This is a genomic window from Mesorhizobium sp. WSM4306 (assembly GCF_007003975.1).
Classification (GTDB): domain Bacteria; phylum Pseudomonadota; class Alphaproteobacteria; order Rhizobiales; family Rhizobiaceae; genus Mesorhizobium.
In genome coordinates this window covers 291,958-308,228 of sequence record NZ_VFTC01000002.1, presented here as the reverse complement: position 1 = coordinate 308,228, position 16,271 = coordinate 291,958, and the positions used below count along the sequence as shown (strand labels likewise).

The 16,271-nt window shown below is 62.3% G+C and carries 15 protein-coding genes and 1 tRNA gene; 9 read left to right on the top strand and 7 right to left on the bottom strand.

Annotated features, from left to right (window positions below; translation table 11 throughout):
• Position 1 precedes the first annotated feature (1 nt).
• From FJV77_RS05210 to glpK, 4 genes are all read left to right on the top strand, one after another.
• Positions 2–925, top strand: coding sequence for a carbohydrate ABC transporter permease (locus tag FJV77_RS05210; protein WP_142865784.1), 924 nt, complete (start codon positions 2–4; stop codon positions 923–925).
• Between the two features lie 2 nt (positions 926–927).
• The gene (locus FJV77_RS05205) at positions 928–1,209 is read left to right on the top strand and encodes a DUF2160 domain-containing protein (RefSeq protein ID WP_112561564.1); all 282 of its coding nucleotides are present in this window, start codon (positions 928–930) and stop codon (positions 1,207–1,209) included.
• Between the two features lie 78 nt (positions 1,210–1,287).
• On the top strand, positions 1,288–3,012 hold the full coding sequence (locus FJV77_RS05200; RefSeq protein ID WP_142865783.1) for an ABC transporter substrate-binding protein: 1,725 nt from the start codon (positions 1,288–1,290) through the stop codon (positions 3,010–3,012).
• 89 nt (positions 3,013–3,101) lie between these two features.
• Entirely contained in the window at positions 3,102–4,595 is a 1,494-nt protein-coding gene (glpK, locus tag FJV77_RS05195) for a glycerol kinase GlpK (protein WP_142865782.1), read from the top strand.
• Positions 4,596–4,796: 201 nt separating this feature from the next.
• Here glpK and FJV77_RS05190 read toward each other — a convergent pair whose 3' ends face one another.
• Positions 4,797–5,258 carry a BA14K family protein gene (locus FJV77_RS05190; protein ID WP_142865781.1) on the bottom strand — a complete coding sequence of 154 codons (462 nt, stop codon included), beginning with the start codon at positions 5,256–5,258 and terminating at the stop codon, positions 4,797–4,799.
• A 317-nt stretch (positions 5,259–5,575) separates the two neighbouring features.
• Between FJV77_RS05190 and FJV77_RS05185 the strand changes: the two genes are divergently transcribed.
• A tRNA-Lys gene (locus tag FJV77_RS05185) sits at positions 5,576–5,651 on the top strand.
• 425 nt (positions 5,652–6,076) lie between these two features.
• On the opposite strand, the gene FJV77_RS05180 is transcribed toward FJV77_RS05185, so the two are convergent.
• Positions 6,077–6,409: a GYD domain-containing protein gene (locus tag FJV77_RS05180; RefSeq protein ID WP_142865780.1), complete on the bottom strand. Its 333-nt coding sequence runs from the start codon at positions 6,407–6,409 to the stop codon at positions 6,077–6,079.
• A 1,358-nt stretch (positions 6,410–7,767) separates the two neighbouring features.
• Here FJV77_RS05180 and FJV77_RS05170 point away from each other — a divergent pair.
• Positions 7,768–8,910, top strand: a complete 1,143-nt coding sequence (locus FJV77_RS05170; protein WP_142865778.1) for a hypothetical protein — start codon at positions 7,768–7,770, stop codon at positions 8,908–8,910.
• Positions 8,911–8,920: 10 nt separating this feature from the next.
• Here FJV77_RS05170 and dprA read toward each other — a convergent pair whose 3' ends face one another.
• From dprA to FJV77_RS05150, 4 genes are read right to left on the bottom strand one after another with little or no spacing between them, the layout of a single operon-like run.
• Positions 8,921–10,057, bottom strand: a complete 1,137-nt coding sequence (dprA, locus tag FJV77_RS05165) for a DNA-processing protein DprA (protein ID WP_142865777.1) — start codon at positions 10,055–10,057, stop codon at positions 8,921–8,923.
• Positions 10,054–10,659 (bottom strand): glycerol-3-phosphate 1-O-acyltransferase PlsY, encoded by a 606-nt coding sequence (gene plsY, locus FJV77_RS05160; RefSeq protein WP_142865776.1) that lies wholly within the window; start codon positions 10,657–10,659, stop codon positions 10,054–10,056. Before plsY ends, dprA begins: the two co-directional genes overlap by 4 nt.
• 56 nt (positions 10,660–10,715) lie before the next feature.
• Positions 10,716–12,002, bottom strand: a complete 1,287-nt coding sequence (locus tag FJV77_RS05155) for a dihydroorotase (RefSeq protein WP_142865775.1) — start codon at positions 12,000–12,002, stop codon at positions 10,716–10,718.
• Positions 11,999–12,964, bottom strand: coding sequence for an aspartate carbamoyltransferase catalytic subunit (locus FJV77_RS05150; RefSeq protein WP_023806087.1), 966 nt, complete (start codon positions 12,962–12,964; stop codon positions 11,999–12,001). Before FJV77_RS05150 ends, FJV77_RS05155 begins: the two co-directional genes overlap by 4 nt.
• 158 nt (positions 12,965–13,122) lie before the next feature.
• On the opposite strand from FJV77_RS05150, the gene FJV77_RS05145 reads away from it, so the two are divergent.
• The 3 genes from FJV77_RS05145 (at position 13,123) to FJV77_RS05135 (ending at position 15,844) form a co-directional block, all read left to right on the top strand.
• The gene (locus FJV77_RS05145) at positions 13,123–14,751 is read left to right on the top strand and encodes a DNA alkylation response protein (protein ID WP_142865774.1); all 1,629 of its coding nucleotides are present in this window, start codon (positions 13,123–13,125) and stop codon (positions 14,749–14,751) included.
• Between the two features lie 128 nt (positions 14,752–14,879).
• Complete coding sequence (locus FJV77_RS05140; RefSeq protein WP_142865866.1) at positions 14,880–15,503, top strand: hypothetical protein; 624 nt, start codon at positions 14,880–14,882, stop codon at positions 15,501–15,503.
• Positions 15,503–15,844 (top strand): DUF6105 family protein, encoded by a 342-nt coding sequence (locus FJV77_RS05135; protein ID WP_142865773.1) that lies wholly within the window; start codon positions 15,503–15,505, stop codon positions 15,842–15,844. The genes FJV77_RS05140 and FJV77_RS05135 overlap by 1 nt, the downstream gene beginning before the upstream one ends.
• Here the strand turns inward: FJV77_RS05135 and ruvX are convergent.
• Positions 15,762–16,268, bottom strand: coding sequence for a Holliday junction resolvase RuvX (gene ruvX / locus FJV77_RS05130; protein ID WP_142865772.1), 507 nt, complete (start codon positions 16,266–16,268; stop codon positions 15,762–15,764). The two genes, FJV77_RS05135 and ruvX, sit on opposite strands and share 83 nt — an antisense overlap.
• Positions 16,269–16,271 lie beyond the last annotated feature (3 nt).

The following is a 16,271-nucleotide window of genomic DNA, read 5'->3' as shown; positions in this document are numbered from 1 at the left end:
GATGAGCGGCGCCAACGAAAGAACGACAAGGCAGGACCGGGTGAACGAGGCCGCGATTTCGGACGGGCTCACCAGCACCCTATCGCAGGACCAGATTGCGCGGCTGATGCGCCGGCGCGGCGAAGAATCCAAGTTCTGGTGGCTGGTGCCGACGATCTACATCATCTTTCTGATGCTGCCGATTTACTGGCTGGTCAACATGAGCTTCAAGACCAATCAGGAAATTCTGGGCGCCTTTTCGCTGTGGCCGAAGCACCCGACCATCGCCAACTACATGGTGATCTTCACCGACCCGTCCTGGTACAAGGGCTACATCAATTCGATCATCTATGTGGTCATGAACATGGTGATCTCGGTTTCGGTGGCGCTGCCTGCGGCCTACGCATTCTCGCGCTACCGCTTCCTCGGCGACAAGCATCTGTTCTTCTGGCTGCTGACCAACCGCATGGCGCCGCCGGCGGTGTTCGCGCTGCCGTTCTTCCAGCTCTATTCGGCCTTCGGGCTGATCGACACGCACATCGCGGTAGCGCTGGCGCACTGCCTGTTCAACGTGCCGCTGGCGGTCTGGATCCTCGAAGGCTTCATGTCCGGCGTGCCGAAGGAGATCGACGAAACCGCCTATATTGACGGCTATTCCTTCCCGCGCTTCTTCCTGAAGATATTCATGCCCCTGATCGCCAGCGGCGTCGGCGTGGCCTGCTTCTTCTGCTTCATGTTCTCATGGGTCGAGCTGCTGATCGCCCGCACCTTGACCACGACCGCCGCCAAGCCGATCGCGGCGATCATGACGCGCACGGTCTCGGCATCCGGGCTTGACTGGGGTGTGCTTGCCGCCGCCGGTGTCCTCACCATCCTGCCAGGGGCGCTCGTGATCTGGTTCGTTCGCAACTACATCGCCAAGGGCTTTGCCCTGGGGAGGGTATGACCATGAACCTCACCTGGATGGCATGGACGCTGCCGACGGCGCTGTTTTTCATCACGATCCTTATTCTGCTGTGCGGCATGGCGTTCTGGGAATTTGTCTCGCCCGGCGGCAATCCGCGTGTCGGCGTGCTGCGCTTCGAGACGACGCGCGGCGACCGCCTCTTTGTTTCGCTGCTCGGCAGCGCCTTTATCCATCTCGCTTGGCTGGGTCTTGTCGGACCCAACCTGTGGTGGGCTCTCGCTCTCTCCGTAGTCTACGCCATTGGCGTGTTCCGCTACGTATAGAGGGGGAAACTGTTGGAACGGCCGCGTGCCGGCGACCGCTCCAGATCGCACTTGAAACCTGAAAGTGGAGGAAACGAAATGCGAAGGCAATTTTTAACATCAACAACTGCGGTTGTCCTGCTCTGGGGAGCAGGCCAGGCCTATGCCGGAATGGACGAAGCCAAAACCTTCCTCGATACCGAAATCAAGGATCTGTCGACGCTCGATCGCGGCGCGCAGGAAGCCGAAATGCAATGGTTCATCGATGCCGCGAAGCCTTTCGCCGGCATGGACATCAAGGTGGTCTCCGAGACCATCGATACGCATAGCTATGAGTCCAAGGTCTTGGCGCCCGCCTTCACCGCGATCACCGGCATCAAGATCACCCACGACCTGATCGGCGAAGGCGATGTCGTCGAAAAGCTGCAGACGCAGATGCAGTCGGGCGAGAATATCTATGACGCCTACGTCAACGACTCCGACCTGATCGGCACGCACTGGCGCTACCAGCAGGCGCGCAGCCTGACCAAGTGGATGGCGAATGAGGGCAAGGATGTCACCAACCCCAACCTCGACCTCGCCGACTTCATCGGCACCAAGTTCACGACCGCTCCCGACGGCGACCTCTACCAGCTGCCCGACCAGCAGTTCGCGAACCTCTACTGGTTCCGCTACGACTGGTTCAACGACGAGAAGAACAAGGCCGATTTCAAGGCCAAGTACGGCTACGACCTTGGCGTTCCCGTCAACTGGTCGGCCTATGAGGACATCGCCGAATTCTTCACCGGCCGCGAGATCGACGGCAAGAAGGTCTATGGCCACATGGACTACGGCAAGAAGGACCCGTCGCTCGGCTGGCGGTTCACTGATGCCTGGCTCTCCATGGCCGGCAATGGCGACAAGGGTCTGCCGAACGGTCTTCCGGTCGACGAATGGGGGATCAAAGTCAACGAGAAGTCGCAGCCGGTCGGTTCGTGCGTCGCGCGCGGCGGCGACACCAACGGCCCGGCTTCCGTGTATTCGATCCAGAAGTACCTGGATTGGCTGAAGGCCTATGCTCCGCCGGAAGCCCAGGGCATGACGTTCGGCGAATCAGGCCCCGTCCCGTCGCAGGGCACGGTCGCGCAGCAGATGTTCACCTACACCGCCTTCACCGCCTCCTTCGTCAAGGACGGGCTGCCGGTCGTGAACGCGGACGGCACCCCGAAATGGCGCTTCGCTCCGTCGCCGCATGGCGTGTACTGGAAGGATGGCATGAAGCTTGGCTACCAGGACGTCGGTTCCTGGACCCTGCTGAAGTCCACGCCCGACGATCGCGCCAAGGCCGCCTGGCTCTATGCGCAGTTCGTCGTGTCGAAGACGGTCGACGTGAAGAAGAGCCATGTCGGCTTGACGCTCATCCGCGAGTCGACGATCCAGGATAAGAGCTTCACGGAACGCGCTCCGAAGCTCGGCGGCTTGATCGAGTTCTACCGCTCGCCGGCCCGCGTCCAGTGGTCGCCGACGGGTACCAACGTGCCGGATTATCCGAAGCTGGCACAGCTCTGGTGGCAGGCGATCGGCGATGCCTCTTCCGGCGCGAAGACGGCGCAGGAGGCGATGGACTCGCTCTGCTCCGAGCAGGAAAAGGTCATGGAACGCCTGGAAAAGGCAGGCATCCAGGGCGATATCGGCCCGAAGATGGCCGAAGAGCATGACCTCGCCTACTGGAATGCCGACGCGGTCAAGAAGGGCAATCTCGCGCCTCAGCTGAAGATCGAGAACGAGAAGGAAAAGCCGATCACCATCAACTACGACGAACTGGTGAAGAGCTGGCAGAAGTAGTCTTGGCGTACGCGCCAGGATCATAGTGAACGGGGAGGCGGCATCGTGCCGTCTCCCCTGTTTGTATAAGCGAGCTACCGGGAGGACTAATGACCGGATATATCCTTGCGATCGACCAGGGCACGACATCGACCAGGGCGATCCTGTTCGACGGTGAGATGAAAGTTGCCGGCAGCAAGCAGCAGGAATTCACCCAGCATTACCCGGCCTCCGGCTGGGTCGAGCACGACCCGGAGGACATCTGGGCAAGCGTCGTCGCCACGGTCAAAGGCGCGCTGAAGGCCGCCGGCCGCGAGGCGTCCGATGTGGCGGCGATCGGCATCACCAACCAGCGCGAAACCGTCGTCATCTGGGACAAGGCGACCGGCAAGCCGATCCACAATGCGATTGTCTGGCAGGACAGGCGCACCGCGCCGCTCTGCCAGAAATTGAAGAAGCAGGACCTGGAGAAGAAATTCACCAAAAAGACCGGCCTGCTGCTCGATCCCTATTTCTCCGGCACCAAGATCGCCTGGATGCTGGACAAGGTGAGGGGCGCCAGAAAACGCGCCGAAAAGGGCGAATTGCTCGCCGGCACCATCGACAGTTTTTTGATCTGGCGGCTGACCGCCGGGAAAGTTCACGCAACCGATGCCACCAACGCCTCGCGCACGCTTGTCTACAACATCGAGAAAAATGTCTGGGACGACGAGCTGCTTTCCATGCTGCGCATTCCGGCAGCGATGCTGCCGCAGGTCAAGGATTGCGCCGATGATTACGGCGTGACGGAGAAGGGCCTGTTTGGCGCCGAGATAAGAATCCTCGGCGTTGCCGGCGACCAGCATGCGGCGACCATCGGCCAGGCCTGTTTCGAACCGGGCATGATGAAATCCACGTACGGCACCGGCTGTTTCGCTCTGCTCAACACCGGCGCCGATCTGGTGCGTTCGAAGAACCGGCTTTTGACCACCATCGCCTACCGCCTGAACGGCAAGACCACCTATGCGCTGGAAGGCTCGATCTTCATCGCCGGTGCGGCCGTGCAATGGCTGCGCGACGGCATCAAGGTGATCGGCAAGGCCGAGCACAGCGGTGTGCTGGCTGCCGAGGCAGATCCTACACAGAATGTCTATCTGGTGCCGGCTTTCGTCGGCTTGGGCGCGCCGCATTGGGACGCAGAGGCGCGTGGCGCCATCTTCGGCCTGACCCGCAATTCGGGCCCGGCGGAGTTTGCCCGCGCAGCGCTGGAATCAGTCGCCTACCAGACGCGCGACCTGCTCAACGCCATGCGTAAGGACTGGAAAGGGGCTTCGGCGAAAACAGTGCTTCGCGTCGATGGCGGCATGGTGGCGTCCGACTGGACCATGCAGCGGCTGGCCGACATCCTCGATGCGCCGGTCGACCGTCCGACCATTCTGGAGACGACGGCGCTAGGCGCCGCATGGCTTGCCGGCTCGAAGGCGGGCGTGTGGCCGAAGGCGAAGGACTTTGCCAGGAGCTGGGCGCTCGAGCGGCGCTTCAAGCCGGACATGGATGCCGCTGTTCGTTCGGCAAAACTGGCGGGTTGGCGCGATGCGGTGCGCAGGACGCTGAGCGTATCCTGACAGTCTCGAAAAAAGAAGGCCCGCTCCGTCAGCGGCGCGAGCCTCGCTACGCACTTAAAGCGCGTCGCGCTGAAACGGATTCAGGCGACGCGCTTTAAGTCTTTGTTTTGATGCATGTCGTTGTCCCAGAACCGCAGCACACTTCTGGGCGACATGCATTAGTGCTCACTTAACTTACCATCTGTTAGTCACCCGCCGGGGTCAGTAGGGCGAACGGCACTGCTTTCTGCCGCCGTAGTTCGGCTGGAAGGTGTTGTCCGAGGCGCGGTAACTGCGATAGTGGTCATAGCACCACTGCACATGAGCATCGCCTTCGTAGACGCGGTTGTTCTCGCTGTTGATGATCGCGCCGGTGATCAGGGCGCCGGTGGCGAAGGCAGCCAGCGGGAACCAGTAGTCGCCGTGACGGCGATAGCCATGGCGATAATGGCGGGAGCCGCGATGGCCGTTCCAGTAGGGCCCGTCATTGTTGTAGCGCGAGAAATTGCGGTTGCCGTTGAAGTTGCGCTTCATCCACGGCTTGTAATCCACCGCCTGCACATCGGACGAAGCCGACGGGGCCTGCGGCGCAATCATTTGCGTGGCGCCGGCCGGCACGGCCGCGGAAGCTGCGAAAGAGGCTGACAATGTGGCCGCCAGCATACCCGATACGATCTTGTTCATGATCTTCTCCCTGGTTGACGTCCCTTGTGGGGAGAGAACGGTTCGCTGGTGCGATAGTTCCGGCCAAAACATTAAGTTGCTGATTTGCAATGTTTCTCCAGTCAACCGGAGAAGAACAGACCATATCGCGCGCCTGCAGATTTTGAAGCGGCGACCTCATTGCGGAAGCGGCTCACCGGGCGTCCTGCCAAGGCAATTTGCGGGGCCTAAGCCGATGGCGGAAACCTCGGTGAAAGACCCATCTTTTTCCGGTTGACCGGTCGCGGCACTCTCCCTATGTTCCGCGCAATTTCGAGGGCAGCCTTTAGAGCCCGCGGGAGCGCGTAGCTCAGCCGGTAGAGCAACTGACTTTTAATCAGTAGGTCATGGGTTCGAATCCCATCGCGCTCACCAAAAACACAGCCACCATGTAGATACACGAGGGTCAGCGGGTCGGTTGTTGTATCCGCATATCTGCCTCCGCACAGTGGCTTTCGCAGAGGAACGGAAGGCCGGAAAACTACCGCGCAAGCTCGCCCTTCATGATGAGACTCGGGCAAAGTGAAATCAGATCTGGACAGCAGTGCCTCTGCTGGTGCCCGCGTACACAGATATCAGCCGATCCTTGACGAGACGCCACAATGCCCGCGCTGTTGGATATCGCGAGCAGAGCAAGAGCCCATGGTCGATCAAGCGAGCTGTGGCGCGTTTAAGTGCCACGGTGTGGGTATCAGCTACCCTTCGAGCCCTAAAAAGCCCGCCACCGAAGCAGCGGGCCAGACTTGGCAAGGTGATAAATTACAGGCCTTGCCGGCCGTAATGGTGCACCAGTGGTCTGCTTATTTTGCCGGGGATTTGTAGGAAGAAGCGATTTTGCCCGCCTTCTCTTGGGCCGCCTTGAACTCCGCACCCGTGTATGCTCGCACGGTTTTGACATTCGATACTGCTCCCGATGCGCCGACGACGAGAAGTGCGGGGATCAGGTCAGCACCGTCGCCGAATTCCGTGATTGCCATCCAGTCAGTTTCGCCCGTCGTGACGTAGAAAGAATGCAGTTTCCCGCCCGCTGCTTCAAAGATGGCACGGGCCGCCTTTTCTCGGTTTGACGGATTGTCAATCATTCCACTCGCTGCCGTGGCTGAATAGGACCCTGTGACTATGAACGTTGGCATGACATCCTCCCTCGATAATCGGCAGATCTGGTGATCGGCCGAAAATTCAATTGATGGATACAGCGGTAGGTTTCCTTGCGGAAACATAGCCCGTTGCTGAGCACTCGGTAGCGGGCTTCTGCTGTTGGAGCTGGCGTTACCCTTTTGATTCCGGAATCGCCGATTGGACGTTCCGCATTTTAGCCAATCGACATGTGACGTTAAATCATTTTTGGCACTACTCAGATGCATCGATCCGATACCTCCTCAGCCATAGGGTCCCCAGAAAGTAGAAATGGCCGGTGCGGGGGTGCTTGGGCAAGCGAGGCGCACCGGCCATTGCGGGCTTGGTTTTCGGGGGTCCCCCGCACTGCCTAAGCTATAGGCATATTAGTGATGACTCAATTACGACTGAAGTCCCTGGGACCTGGCCCGCTCTACAAGCGGTTGTGCAACGCGCTTTCCTCGAAAATGACTGAGAGGTCTATCTCATCATGAAACTGGGCATGAGGGTCGAAAGCCAGCCAAGACGCATGAGATCGAAGCTCTCGCAGCCGTGCGTTCTTCGCGAGTCGGGCTTGGTCCTGTTCCTCCTCAAACGGAGAAACATTGTCACGAGGGTTCATGCGCACTCCCCGATTGGCGCCATACCCTGGTTCAACGATTGAGTTTTGATTTGGTTTCCTGTGGCCCGCCAAAGCCCGCAACCGTTGGCCGCGGTTCGCATCGCGTGAGGCCCGTGCGACTCCTGGCAACTTGCTGTGGCCTGCAGACAGCGCTTTTGCATCTCAGCCTGCCGCTGCGCCTCACGGCCAGCGGCAGACCTCGGGCAATGGCGCCCCTTCCGATCCGTATCTATTAGCACATGCTTGTATTTCTCTTGAAGCGGGAGCATGCTTGCGGATGCGCTAAGGAGGCCGCCAGGTTAACGGTGGAAAGGGGTAGTTCATGGAAACAGTTTGCTCCGTCCCCGGCGGGATTTGTCTCCTGTCGGTTTTCGTCGGTGTCACGATGACTTTTATCGCTATGGCGCCATTCGCAGCCGCGCGCCTGCTGGTGTTGAGGATGCGCGAGCACTCGGTCGGATACCTTCAACCCGCCTGAATGTCTCGGCAGCGTCCTTCCCGTCTGCTGCGAGCCGCCTGAGCTCTGCCTTTGGCTCCCGGATATCGTCATCGGCATTGGCCCATGACAGACGAGTGATCGCCTTGCCGCTCGCGGCGTCGAAGTCGTAGTGTTTGCACTCGTTTTGGTGTTGAGGACTTTCGCAAAATGACCAAGACGAACTTGGTGCCTGCATCGGCCCAGAATGCAGCTTCCAACCTTGTCGCCACACGCGCCGCTGGCTAAACTCGACCTTCCCAGGGGAGGGTTCGAACATGGCACTTCAGCTTTCGGCGGATGCTGTAGCTACTAAGGCGGCGACACCTCAGAAATATCTCTTCGGCCCTGTCGCCGATTTCCTCATGCTGGGCGGCAGCGCTTTTCTCATCCTGCCGGTGCTGTTTCTGGTGCCGCTCGAATATGAGGGGCCTGTGGCCGCGACGATGGTTGTTGTGGCCTATCTCGTGAACTACCCCCACTTCGCCCACTCTTACCAGCTTTTCTACCGCAATTTCGGGCGCAAGGTGACCGGCAACGGCTATGACCGCAGCCTGCAGCTTCGCTACATCTTCGCGGGCATTGTCGTACCCCTGGTCATGGCCGGGTTCTTTGCCTACGGCGCGGCGGCGGCGAACACGCGGCTGCTCGGCTATGCAACCAACGCCATGTTCTTTTTCGTCGGCTGGCACTACGTCAAGCAGGGCTACGGCATGCTGATGGTGGATGCGGTGCTCAAGCGCAAATTCTTCGACGATCGCGACAAGAAGGTGTTGCTGTTCAATTCCTACGCCGTGTGGATCCTGGCGTGGATTCAGACGAATGCCGCGGTCACCCAGGGCAAATATTACGGCCTGGACTATTACACATTCGCCGCCCCTTCCTGGATTGCCGATATTGCTCTGCTGGCGGCCGTTGCGTCGACCGCAGCCACGCTTTTGATGTTGGTCAATCGCTGGCGAAAGAAGGGCGGCGGTCTGCCCTATAACGGCCTGGTGGCCTATGTCGCGTCGCTCTATCTCTGGATCCTGATTGCCAGAATAAACCCGCTCTGGCTGCTGATCGTGCCTGCGCTCCACTCGCTGCAGTATCTCGCCGTGGTTTGGCGCTACCAGACCAATGTCGAACGTGACAGCTCCGATGCCGAAAGCGATCCGCAGCCGAAGGTCCTGTCTTTTCTCGGCCCCCTCTACAGGTTTCGGCTCCTCGGCTTTATCGTCGGCGGCACCGCCCTTGGCTATCTCGGCTTCTGGCTGATCCCGTCCGCGCTGACGGCTTTGATCCCCTATGACAGGCAAGTCCTGGGATCATCGCTGTTCTTCTTCATCGTGCTGATCTTCATCAACGTGCATCATTATTTTCTGGACAATGTGATGTGGCGCCGTGGCAATCCGGAGGTGTCGAAGTACCTGTTCCGCTAGCCGAAGGAATTCAGGAGCCGCCAAACACCAGCGAGACATTGCCGCCGGCGTGGCGCTCGATGCGGCCGGCAAGGTCGAGTTCAAGCAGCACCATCGACACCTGGGCGGCGTTGAGGCCGGTGTGGCGGATGATCTCGTCCACCGCCACCGGGGTCGGCCCCAACACTTCGAGCACGCCGGTGCGTTCGTCCTCGCCGGGCGGCGGCGTTGCCGAAAAGTCGGGCGCCTTTTCCGGCGGCGCGGCCCGTGGCGTTCGCGTACCGGCCAAAGGCGCGATCGCGCCGGAAACATCGGATGCCTCGGTGACCAGGGTGGCGCCGTCCTTGAGCAGGCCGTTCGAGCCGGCGCAACGCGGATCGAGCGGTGAACCCGGCACGGCAAAGACCAGCCGGCCCATTTCGCCGGCCAGGCGCGCGCTGATCAGCGAGCCGGAGCGTTGGGCCGCCTCGATCACCACCAGTCCGAGGGCGGCACCCGCGACGAGCCGGTTGCGGCGTGGAAAATCCTGCGCCCGCGGCTGCCAGCCGAACGGCATCTCCGAAATGACGGCGCCGCCGCGTTCGGCAATGTCGTTGCATAGGCCGATATTTTCGGGCGGGTAGGGGACATCGAGCCCGCCGGCCAGCACCCCAATCGTGCCAGTCGAGAGACTGCCCTGGTGTGCCGCCGTATCGATGCCGCGCGCCAGGCCGGAGACGATGGCGTAGCCGTCGCGGCCCAGATCCGCCGCCAGCATGCGCGCCATCTTGATGCCGGCCAGCGATGCATTGCGGGCGCCCACGATGGCGACCGCAGGCAGCCGGAACACGGCGGCTTCGCCTTTCATGGCGATCAGCGGCGGCGGATTGTCCATGTTTTTCAGCATCGGCGGGTAGTCGGCTTCGCCGATGCCGACGAAGCGGGCGCCGTTCTCGCCGGCCGCTTCCAGTTCCGCTTCGGCCTCGGCGATGGAAGGAATGCGGACAATTTTTCTGGCGCCGCCCGAAATCATCAGTTCGGGCAGCATCTCCAATGCGGCCTCGGCCGAGCCGAAGCGGTTGATCAATTCGCGAAACGAGGCTGGGCCGACATTTTGCGTACGGATCAGGCGAAGCCAGCTCAGCCGCTGCCGGTCGCTGAGGCGCGGCCCGGCGGCAGGCTTCCTCACCCCTTGGCTCCGATCTTGCCTTCGGTGCCGGCAAGCAGGCGCGAAATGTTGGCGCGGTGTTTTACAATGACGATCAGGCTCATCACCACGAACAGCCCGGCGACCTCAGGCGTGCTCAGGAAATACAGCGCAATCGGCACGATCACCGCTGCCGTCAGCGCCGCCAGCGACGAGTAGCGGAAGACGACAGCCATCACCAGCCAGACGACGATGAAGATCAACGCCACATGCCAGCCGAGCGCGATCAGCACACCGAGATAGGTCGCCACGCCCTTGCCGCCCTTGAAACCAAGCCAGACCGGAAACAGATGGCCAAGGAAGGCACCAAAGCCTGCCCAGAGTCCAAGGCCGGCCCACGGTCCGAAGTCGTGCCCGTAATGGCGCGCGATCATCACCGCCGCCGTGCCCTTCAGCGCGTCGAGCACCAGCGTCGCGGCGGCCAGGCCCTTGTTGCCGGTGCGCAGCACATTGGTGGCGCCGATGTTGCCGGAACCGATCTTGCGGACATCGCCGAGGCCGGCGGCGCGGGTAATCAGCAGGCCAAAGGGAATCGAGCCGAGGAGATAGCCGAACAGCAATGCCAGGATGACGTTATAACTCATTGTTTCCCCCCGCATTTCCCTGACAGCAAATCGACGTGCAATGGGCCGCGGTCACTCTAGGCTGAAAACACTGTGCGGCCCGCCACCAGCGTTTGCAAGACCATGCCTTGCAGCCGCGCACCTTCGAAACAGGTGTTTTTCGAGCGCGAACGGATACCGCTTTCGCTGACGATCCAGGGTTCTTCCAGATCGACGACTGCAAGATCAGCCGGAGCGCCCGGCTTCAGCGTGCCGCCCGGCAGGCCAAACAGTTTGGCCGGTGCCGTCGACAGCGTCTCGACCAGCCTGAGCAGCGGCACATCTCCATTGTGGTAGAGCCGCAGTGCCGCGCCTAGCAGCGTCTCCAGCCCGATGGCGCCGGCAGCGGCATCGGCGAAGGGCAGGCGCTTGGTGTCGACATCCTGCGGGTCGTGCGAGGAGACGATGATGTCGATCGTGCCGTCCTTGACCGCTTCGATCATCGCCAGCCGGTCCCCCTCGGCGCGCAGCGGCGGCGTCAGCCGGAAGAAGGTGCGGTATTCCCCGACATCGTTCTCGTTGAGTGACAGATTGTGGATCGCCACACCCGCCGTAACATTGGCCTGGTCGGCTTTCGCCCGCCTCACGGCTTGCGCTGCCATTTCCGTCGAAATCTTGGCCGCGTGATAGCCGCCGTGCGTCAGCCGCGCCAGGGCCAGGTCGCGCTCCAGCGGGATGGACTCGGCCTCGCGTGGAATGCCGGCTAGGCCGAGCCAGCTGGCATAGAGGCCTTCATTCATCACGCCTGCCGAGGCGAGATCGCCATCCTGCGTCTCATGCGCGATGACGCCGCCGAAGTCGCGGGCATAGGTCAGCGCCCGGCGCATCACCAGCGCGCTGGGGATGGTGTGGCGGCCATCGGTGAAGGCAACCGCGCCGGCCTCGCGCAGCAGGCCGAACTCGGTCATCTCGCGACCGGCAAGGTCCTTGGTGATCGCCGCAGCCGGGAAGATATTGACGATTGCGGTGTCCTTGGCGGTGCGCAGCACGAATTCGACCAGCGCAACATTGTCGATCACCGGGTCGGTGTCGGGCATCATGATGACGGAGGTGACGCCGCCGGCCGCCGCCGCAACGCTTGCCGATGCAATCGTCTCGCGGTGTTCGCCACCGGGCTCGCCGATAAAGACGCGCGCATCGATCAGGCCGGGGATAATCGTCTTGCCGGCGCAGTCGACGACTGTGGCTCCCGCCGGCACCCCCTGGTTCAGGGCGGCCTTGCCGGCAGCAACGATCTTGCGGCCCTCGACGATGACGGTGCCGACTTCATCGATGCCCCGCGACGGGTCGACGATACGGGCGCGCTCAAAGACCGTCGTGCTCATGCGCCACGGCCCTCTGCGTTGCGGCGGGGATCAAGCAGCGCTTCCATCACCGCCATGCGCACGGCGACGCCCATCTCAACCTGTTCCTGGATAACACTTTGCGGGCCGTCCGCGATTTCGGACGCGATCTCGACGCCGCGGTTCATCGGTCCGGGATGCATGACCAGTGCGCCATCCTTGGCCGCCTTCAGCTTTTCCGCATCGAGGCCGAAATAGCGGAAATATTCGCGCACCGAAGGCACGAAGGCGCCTTCCATACGCTCGCGCTGCAGGCGCAGCATCATCACCACGTCGGCGCCTTTCAGCCCTTCGGCCATCGAGCGTGAGACAATGACGCCCATTTTCTCGATGCCGGACGGCAACAGCGTGGACGGCGCGACGACCCGCACCTGCGCCCCGAGCGCGTTCAACAGCATGATGTTGGAGCGCGCCACGCGCGAATGCAGGATGTCGCCGCAGATCGCCACGATCAGCTTCGACAGCGGCCCCTTGGCGCGGCGGATCGTCAGCGCATCGAGCAGCGCCTGTGTCGGGTGCTCATGTGCGCCGTCGCCCGCATTGACCACCGAGCAGCCGACTTTCTGTGCCAGAAGCGCGGCGGCGCCCGCCGACTGGTGGCGGATGATGAGGATGTCAGGGCGCATGGCGTTCAGCGTCATCGCCGTGTCGATCAGCGTTTCGCCCTTCTTCACCGAAGAACTCGCCACCGACATGTTCATGACGTCGGCGCCAAGCCGTTTACCGGCCAGTTCGAACGACGATTGCGTGCGGGTCGAGGCTTCGTAAAAGAGGTTGATCTGGGTACGGCCGCGCAGCGTCGAGGTCTTTTTCTCGGATTGCCGCGAAATGGCGACGGCGCGATCGGCCCGGTCGAGCAAAAGCTCGATATCTCCAGGGGAAAGATCGCGGATGCCCAGAAGATGGCGATGAGGATAAAGCGGCAGGGACGAAGCGTCGGTCATCTCAAGGCGCTGCTATAGGGGGGAGAATTCCTTGCCGCAAGCGCCAGCTTGGGATTGCGGCCTTTCTCCCCGGTATTTTCGTCGCGCGCTCCGGCAAGCTTGGGCTATATCTAGCCGATGGCTTCGGATTCGAAGCCTTCGTAACATAAGGACAGTGCGTGACCGACGACGTGACCAACCAGCCGCCGCCGCTGACGGGCGGCAACGCCTGGCGGGGCGATCCGTTGCTGATCCAGCTCGCCGAACGCTTTTCCGATCCGGTGCGAAAGGATCTCGACGGGCTTGGCCGCTTCGTCCTGACGCACGAAGCGCAAGAGCTGGCGCGTCTTGCCAATGTCGAGACGCCGAAGCTCCGCACGCATGACCGCCAGGGCCGGCGCATCGACCAGGTCGAATTCCACCCGGCCTATCATGCGCTGATGCGCCGCTCGGTCGCCGGCGGCCTGCATTCCTCGATCTGGGAGAACGGCGACAGCGAGATCGGCCGCCGCCATCAGGTGCGCGCCGCGCGTTTCTATCTGACCGCCGAGCTCGAGACCGGGCATCTGTGCCCCATCACCATGACCAGCGCTTCGCTGGCCGCGTTGATGGCCAGCCCAAAGCTGTTTCGCGAATGGGCGCCGCGGGTGACGACGCGCAAATACGACCAGAGCCAGAAGCCGCCGGTCGAAAAGACCGGGCTGACGCTCGGCATGGGCATGACCGAAAAGCAGGGCGGCACCGACGTGCGCGCCAACACGACACGAGCCGAGCGGGCCGGCAGCGGCTTTTATCGCCTCACCGGCCACAAATGGTTCATGTCGGCGCCGATGTCGGATGCTTTCCTCGTGCTTGGACAGGCGCCGGAAGGGCTTTCCTGCTTTCTCGTCCCGCGCATCCTCGGCGACGGCTCCGGCAACGGCTTCCGTTTCCAGCGCCTGAAGGACAAGCTCGGCAACCGCTCCAACGCCTCCTCGGAAGTGGAGTTCGTCAATGCCATCGGCGAGATGGTCGGCGAGCCCGGCGCCGGCGTGAAGACGATCATGGACATGGTCACCTTGACCCGGCTCGACTGCGCCGTCGCCTCGTCGGCGATCATGCGCGCCGGCTTGGCCGAAGCCGTCCATCACACCCGTCACCGCCAGGTGTTTGGCTCGACGCTGATCGAACAGCCGCTGATGCAGCGTGTGCTGGCCGACATGGCGCTCGATGTCGCCGCCGCCACAGCGCTCTCGTTCCGGCTTGCGCGTTCCTTCGACGAGGCGGCCAGCGACCGCGGCGAGGCGGCTTTTGCCCGCGCCATGACGCCGGTGGTCAAATACTGGGTCTGCAAGATCGCGCCGCCGCTGCTCTACGAGGCGATGGAGTGCCTCGGCGGCAATGGCTATGTCGAGGAAGCGCCGCTCGCCCGCTACTATCGTGAAGCCCCGGTCAACGCGATCTGGGAGGGCTCCGGCAATGTCATGGCACTCGACGTGCTGCGCGTGCTTGGCCGCGCGCCCGGCCTGTTCGAAGAGGTGCTGGCCGGCATCGATCGCGATCTCGGCGCCGGCGGACGCGGCACCATCGGCGTGCTCAAGGCCGCCATGCAGGTCGCAGGCACCGATGAGGGGTCGGCCCGCCTGCTCACCGAGCAGCTGGCGCTGTCGGCGGCAGCGGCGGAATTGCGCCGGCTGGGGGCAGGGCGGATTGCGGATGCCTTTGTCGAGACGCGGCTCGCCGGCCAATGGCGCAACACCTATGGCATGCTCGATTCACGCCATGACGCGCGCATGATCATCGACACGCTCTATCCGCCGGTCAACTGAGGCCGGCTGCACAGCCTATCAACGCGAATTTACCGCGGCCTGTGGATGGACGTTAACCTTAACAAATGGTTTCCATTGCAGCGGCGGGCCGCAAAGCCCACTGTCTTTGTCACCAAAGCAGGGATGCCATGCGTGCCATTTTGACCTCTTTTCTGGCCTTGCACTGGGCAGTGGTTTTCGCCCTGCTGGCGTTCATCTGTATGGATGGAAACCGAGGCGTTGCGGGCGCTCTGGGGGTGCTCGGCGTCGTCGTGGAAAACACCCGTCTGGTCGATCTCGACAACGCTGCCGTCGTGGCGCCGCTGGCCATTGCGCTGCTGGTCGTCGCGGTGTTGTTTTGCTGGGTCTTCGTCGAGAGTTTGGTTAACGCCGCAGCGAGCCCCGACGGAGCCGACAGCGTGGCGCGGACCGCCTTTATTTCCGCATCCGTCGTCCTGTCGCTGATCCTGATCGGCGGCGCCGCGCAAGGCATCAACGGCCTGTTCATGGTTGTGGCCGTGCAACTGGCGGCACTTCTGGCCTCCTACGTTGCGATGCTTGCCGAGCGGAGGTCGGTCTTCGCCGGCGCGGTTTCACCGGATGCAGAGGGCCGCGCCACTGCGCATGCCATGGCACAAGGCGCTGCGCACGGGTCCTTGCTGTCGCGCATTTCCGGCCGGCCGGACATTGGTCCCAGGGATGGCGGTCACAGAGATGGCGGTTCCAGAGATGGTGGCCATAGAAGCGGCTCCGGCCCCAGGGACGGTCACTGATGCGCACGCTGTTCGCATTGTGGGCAGCCCCACTCGCTCTGTTCTGGGGCTGGTTCTTCCTGTCGCTCAACGACATCAATTTCGGCTACGTCATGCTCAGCCGGCAGCTGCACGACGTCGTGTTCCAGCTCTACGGCCAGATGCTGGGCATCGACCCGGCAATCATTCCGGGCATGGTGGCAAGAGCCTGCGTCTTTGACGGATTCCTGTTGATGGCGCTGTGGGCGTTCCGGCGCCGCCGCAACATCGCCGCCTGGATCAGGCGCCAGGCGGGAAGTCCGGTTCCGTCCGATCGGATGAGCCAAGCGACTGGAGTCGATCTAAAGCTCCCTGCAGAATAAAGGCGGCGGCCGCCGAATCGATCTTGCCGGCGCGCTTGGCGCGCGAGAAATCCATTTCGATCAACGTCCGCTCGGCGGCGACTGTCGACAGCCGCTCGTCCCACAGCACGAAGGGCAGGTCGGTTATGCCTGCCATGTTGCGTACGAAGGCGCGCGATTTTTGCGCCCGCGGACCTTCCGACCCGTCCATGTTGATGGGAAGGCCGAGCACGAGTGCGCCGACATTGTCCTTCTGCAACTGGGCAAGCAGCGCTGCCGCATCCAGCGAAAACTTCTTGCGCAGGATCACCGGGCGCGGATGGGCGAAGGAAAGTCCGCGGTCGGAAACGGCGACGCCGATCGTCTTGTCGCCGAGATCGAGCCCGGCTAGCGTCCTGCCGCCTTCCAGGCGTGCCGGCAGATCCTCGATTGCTATGATGCCCAACGG

Coding starts and splice junctions, on each gene's coding strand:
- FJV77_RS05155 (WP_142865775.1), bottom strand. CDS start 12,002: ATGAGCACGACGGTCTTTGAGCGCGCCCGTATCGTCGACCCGTCGCGG.
- FJV77_RS05190 (WP_142865781.1), bottom strand. CDS start 5,258: ATGAACAAGATCGTATCGGGTATGCTGGCGGCCACATTGTCAGCCTCT.
- FJV77_RS05210 (WP_142865784.1), top strand. CDS start 2: ATGAGCGGCGCCAACGAAAGAACGACAAGGCAGGACCGGGTGAACGAG.
- glpK (WP_142865782.1), top strand. CDS start 3,102: ATGACCGGATATATCCTTGCGATCGACCAGGGCACGACATCGACCAGG.
- FJV77_RS05170 (WP_142865778.1), top strand. CDS start 7,768: ATGGCACTTCAGCTTTCGGCGGATGCTGTAGCTACTAAGGCGGCGACA.
- FJV77_RS05135 (WP_142865773.1), top strand. CDS start 15,503: ATGCGCACGCTGTTCGCATTGTGGGCAGCCCCACTCGCTCTGTTCTGG.
- FJV77_RS05200 (WP_142865783.1), top strand. CDS start 1,288: ATGCGAAGGCAATTTTTAACATCAACAACTGCGGTTGTCCTGCTCTGG.
- FJV77_RS05180 (WP_142865780.1), bottom strand. CDS start 6,409: ATGCCAACGTTCATAGTCACAGGGTCCTATTCAGCCACGGCAGCGAGT.
- FJV77_RS05205 (WP_112561564.1), top strand. CDS start 928: ATGAACCTCACCTGGATGGCATGGACGCTGCCGACGGCGCTGTTTTTC.
- FJV77_RS05140 (WP_142865866.1), top strand. CDS start 14,880: ATGCGTGCCATTTTGACCTCTTTTCTGGCCTTGCACTGGGCAGTGGTT.
- plsY (WP_142865776.1), bottom strand. CDS start 10,659: ATGAGTTATAACGTCATCCTGGCATTGCTGTTCGGCTATCTCCTCGGC.
- FJV77_RS05150 (WP_023806087.1), bottom strand. CDS start 12,964: ATGACCGACGCTTCGTCCCTGCCGCTTTATCCTCATCGCCATCTTCTG.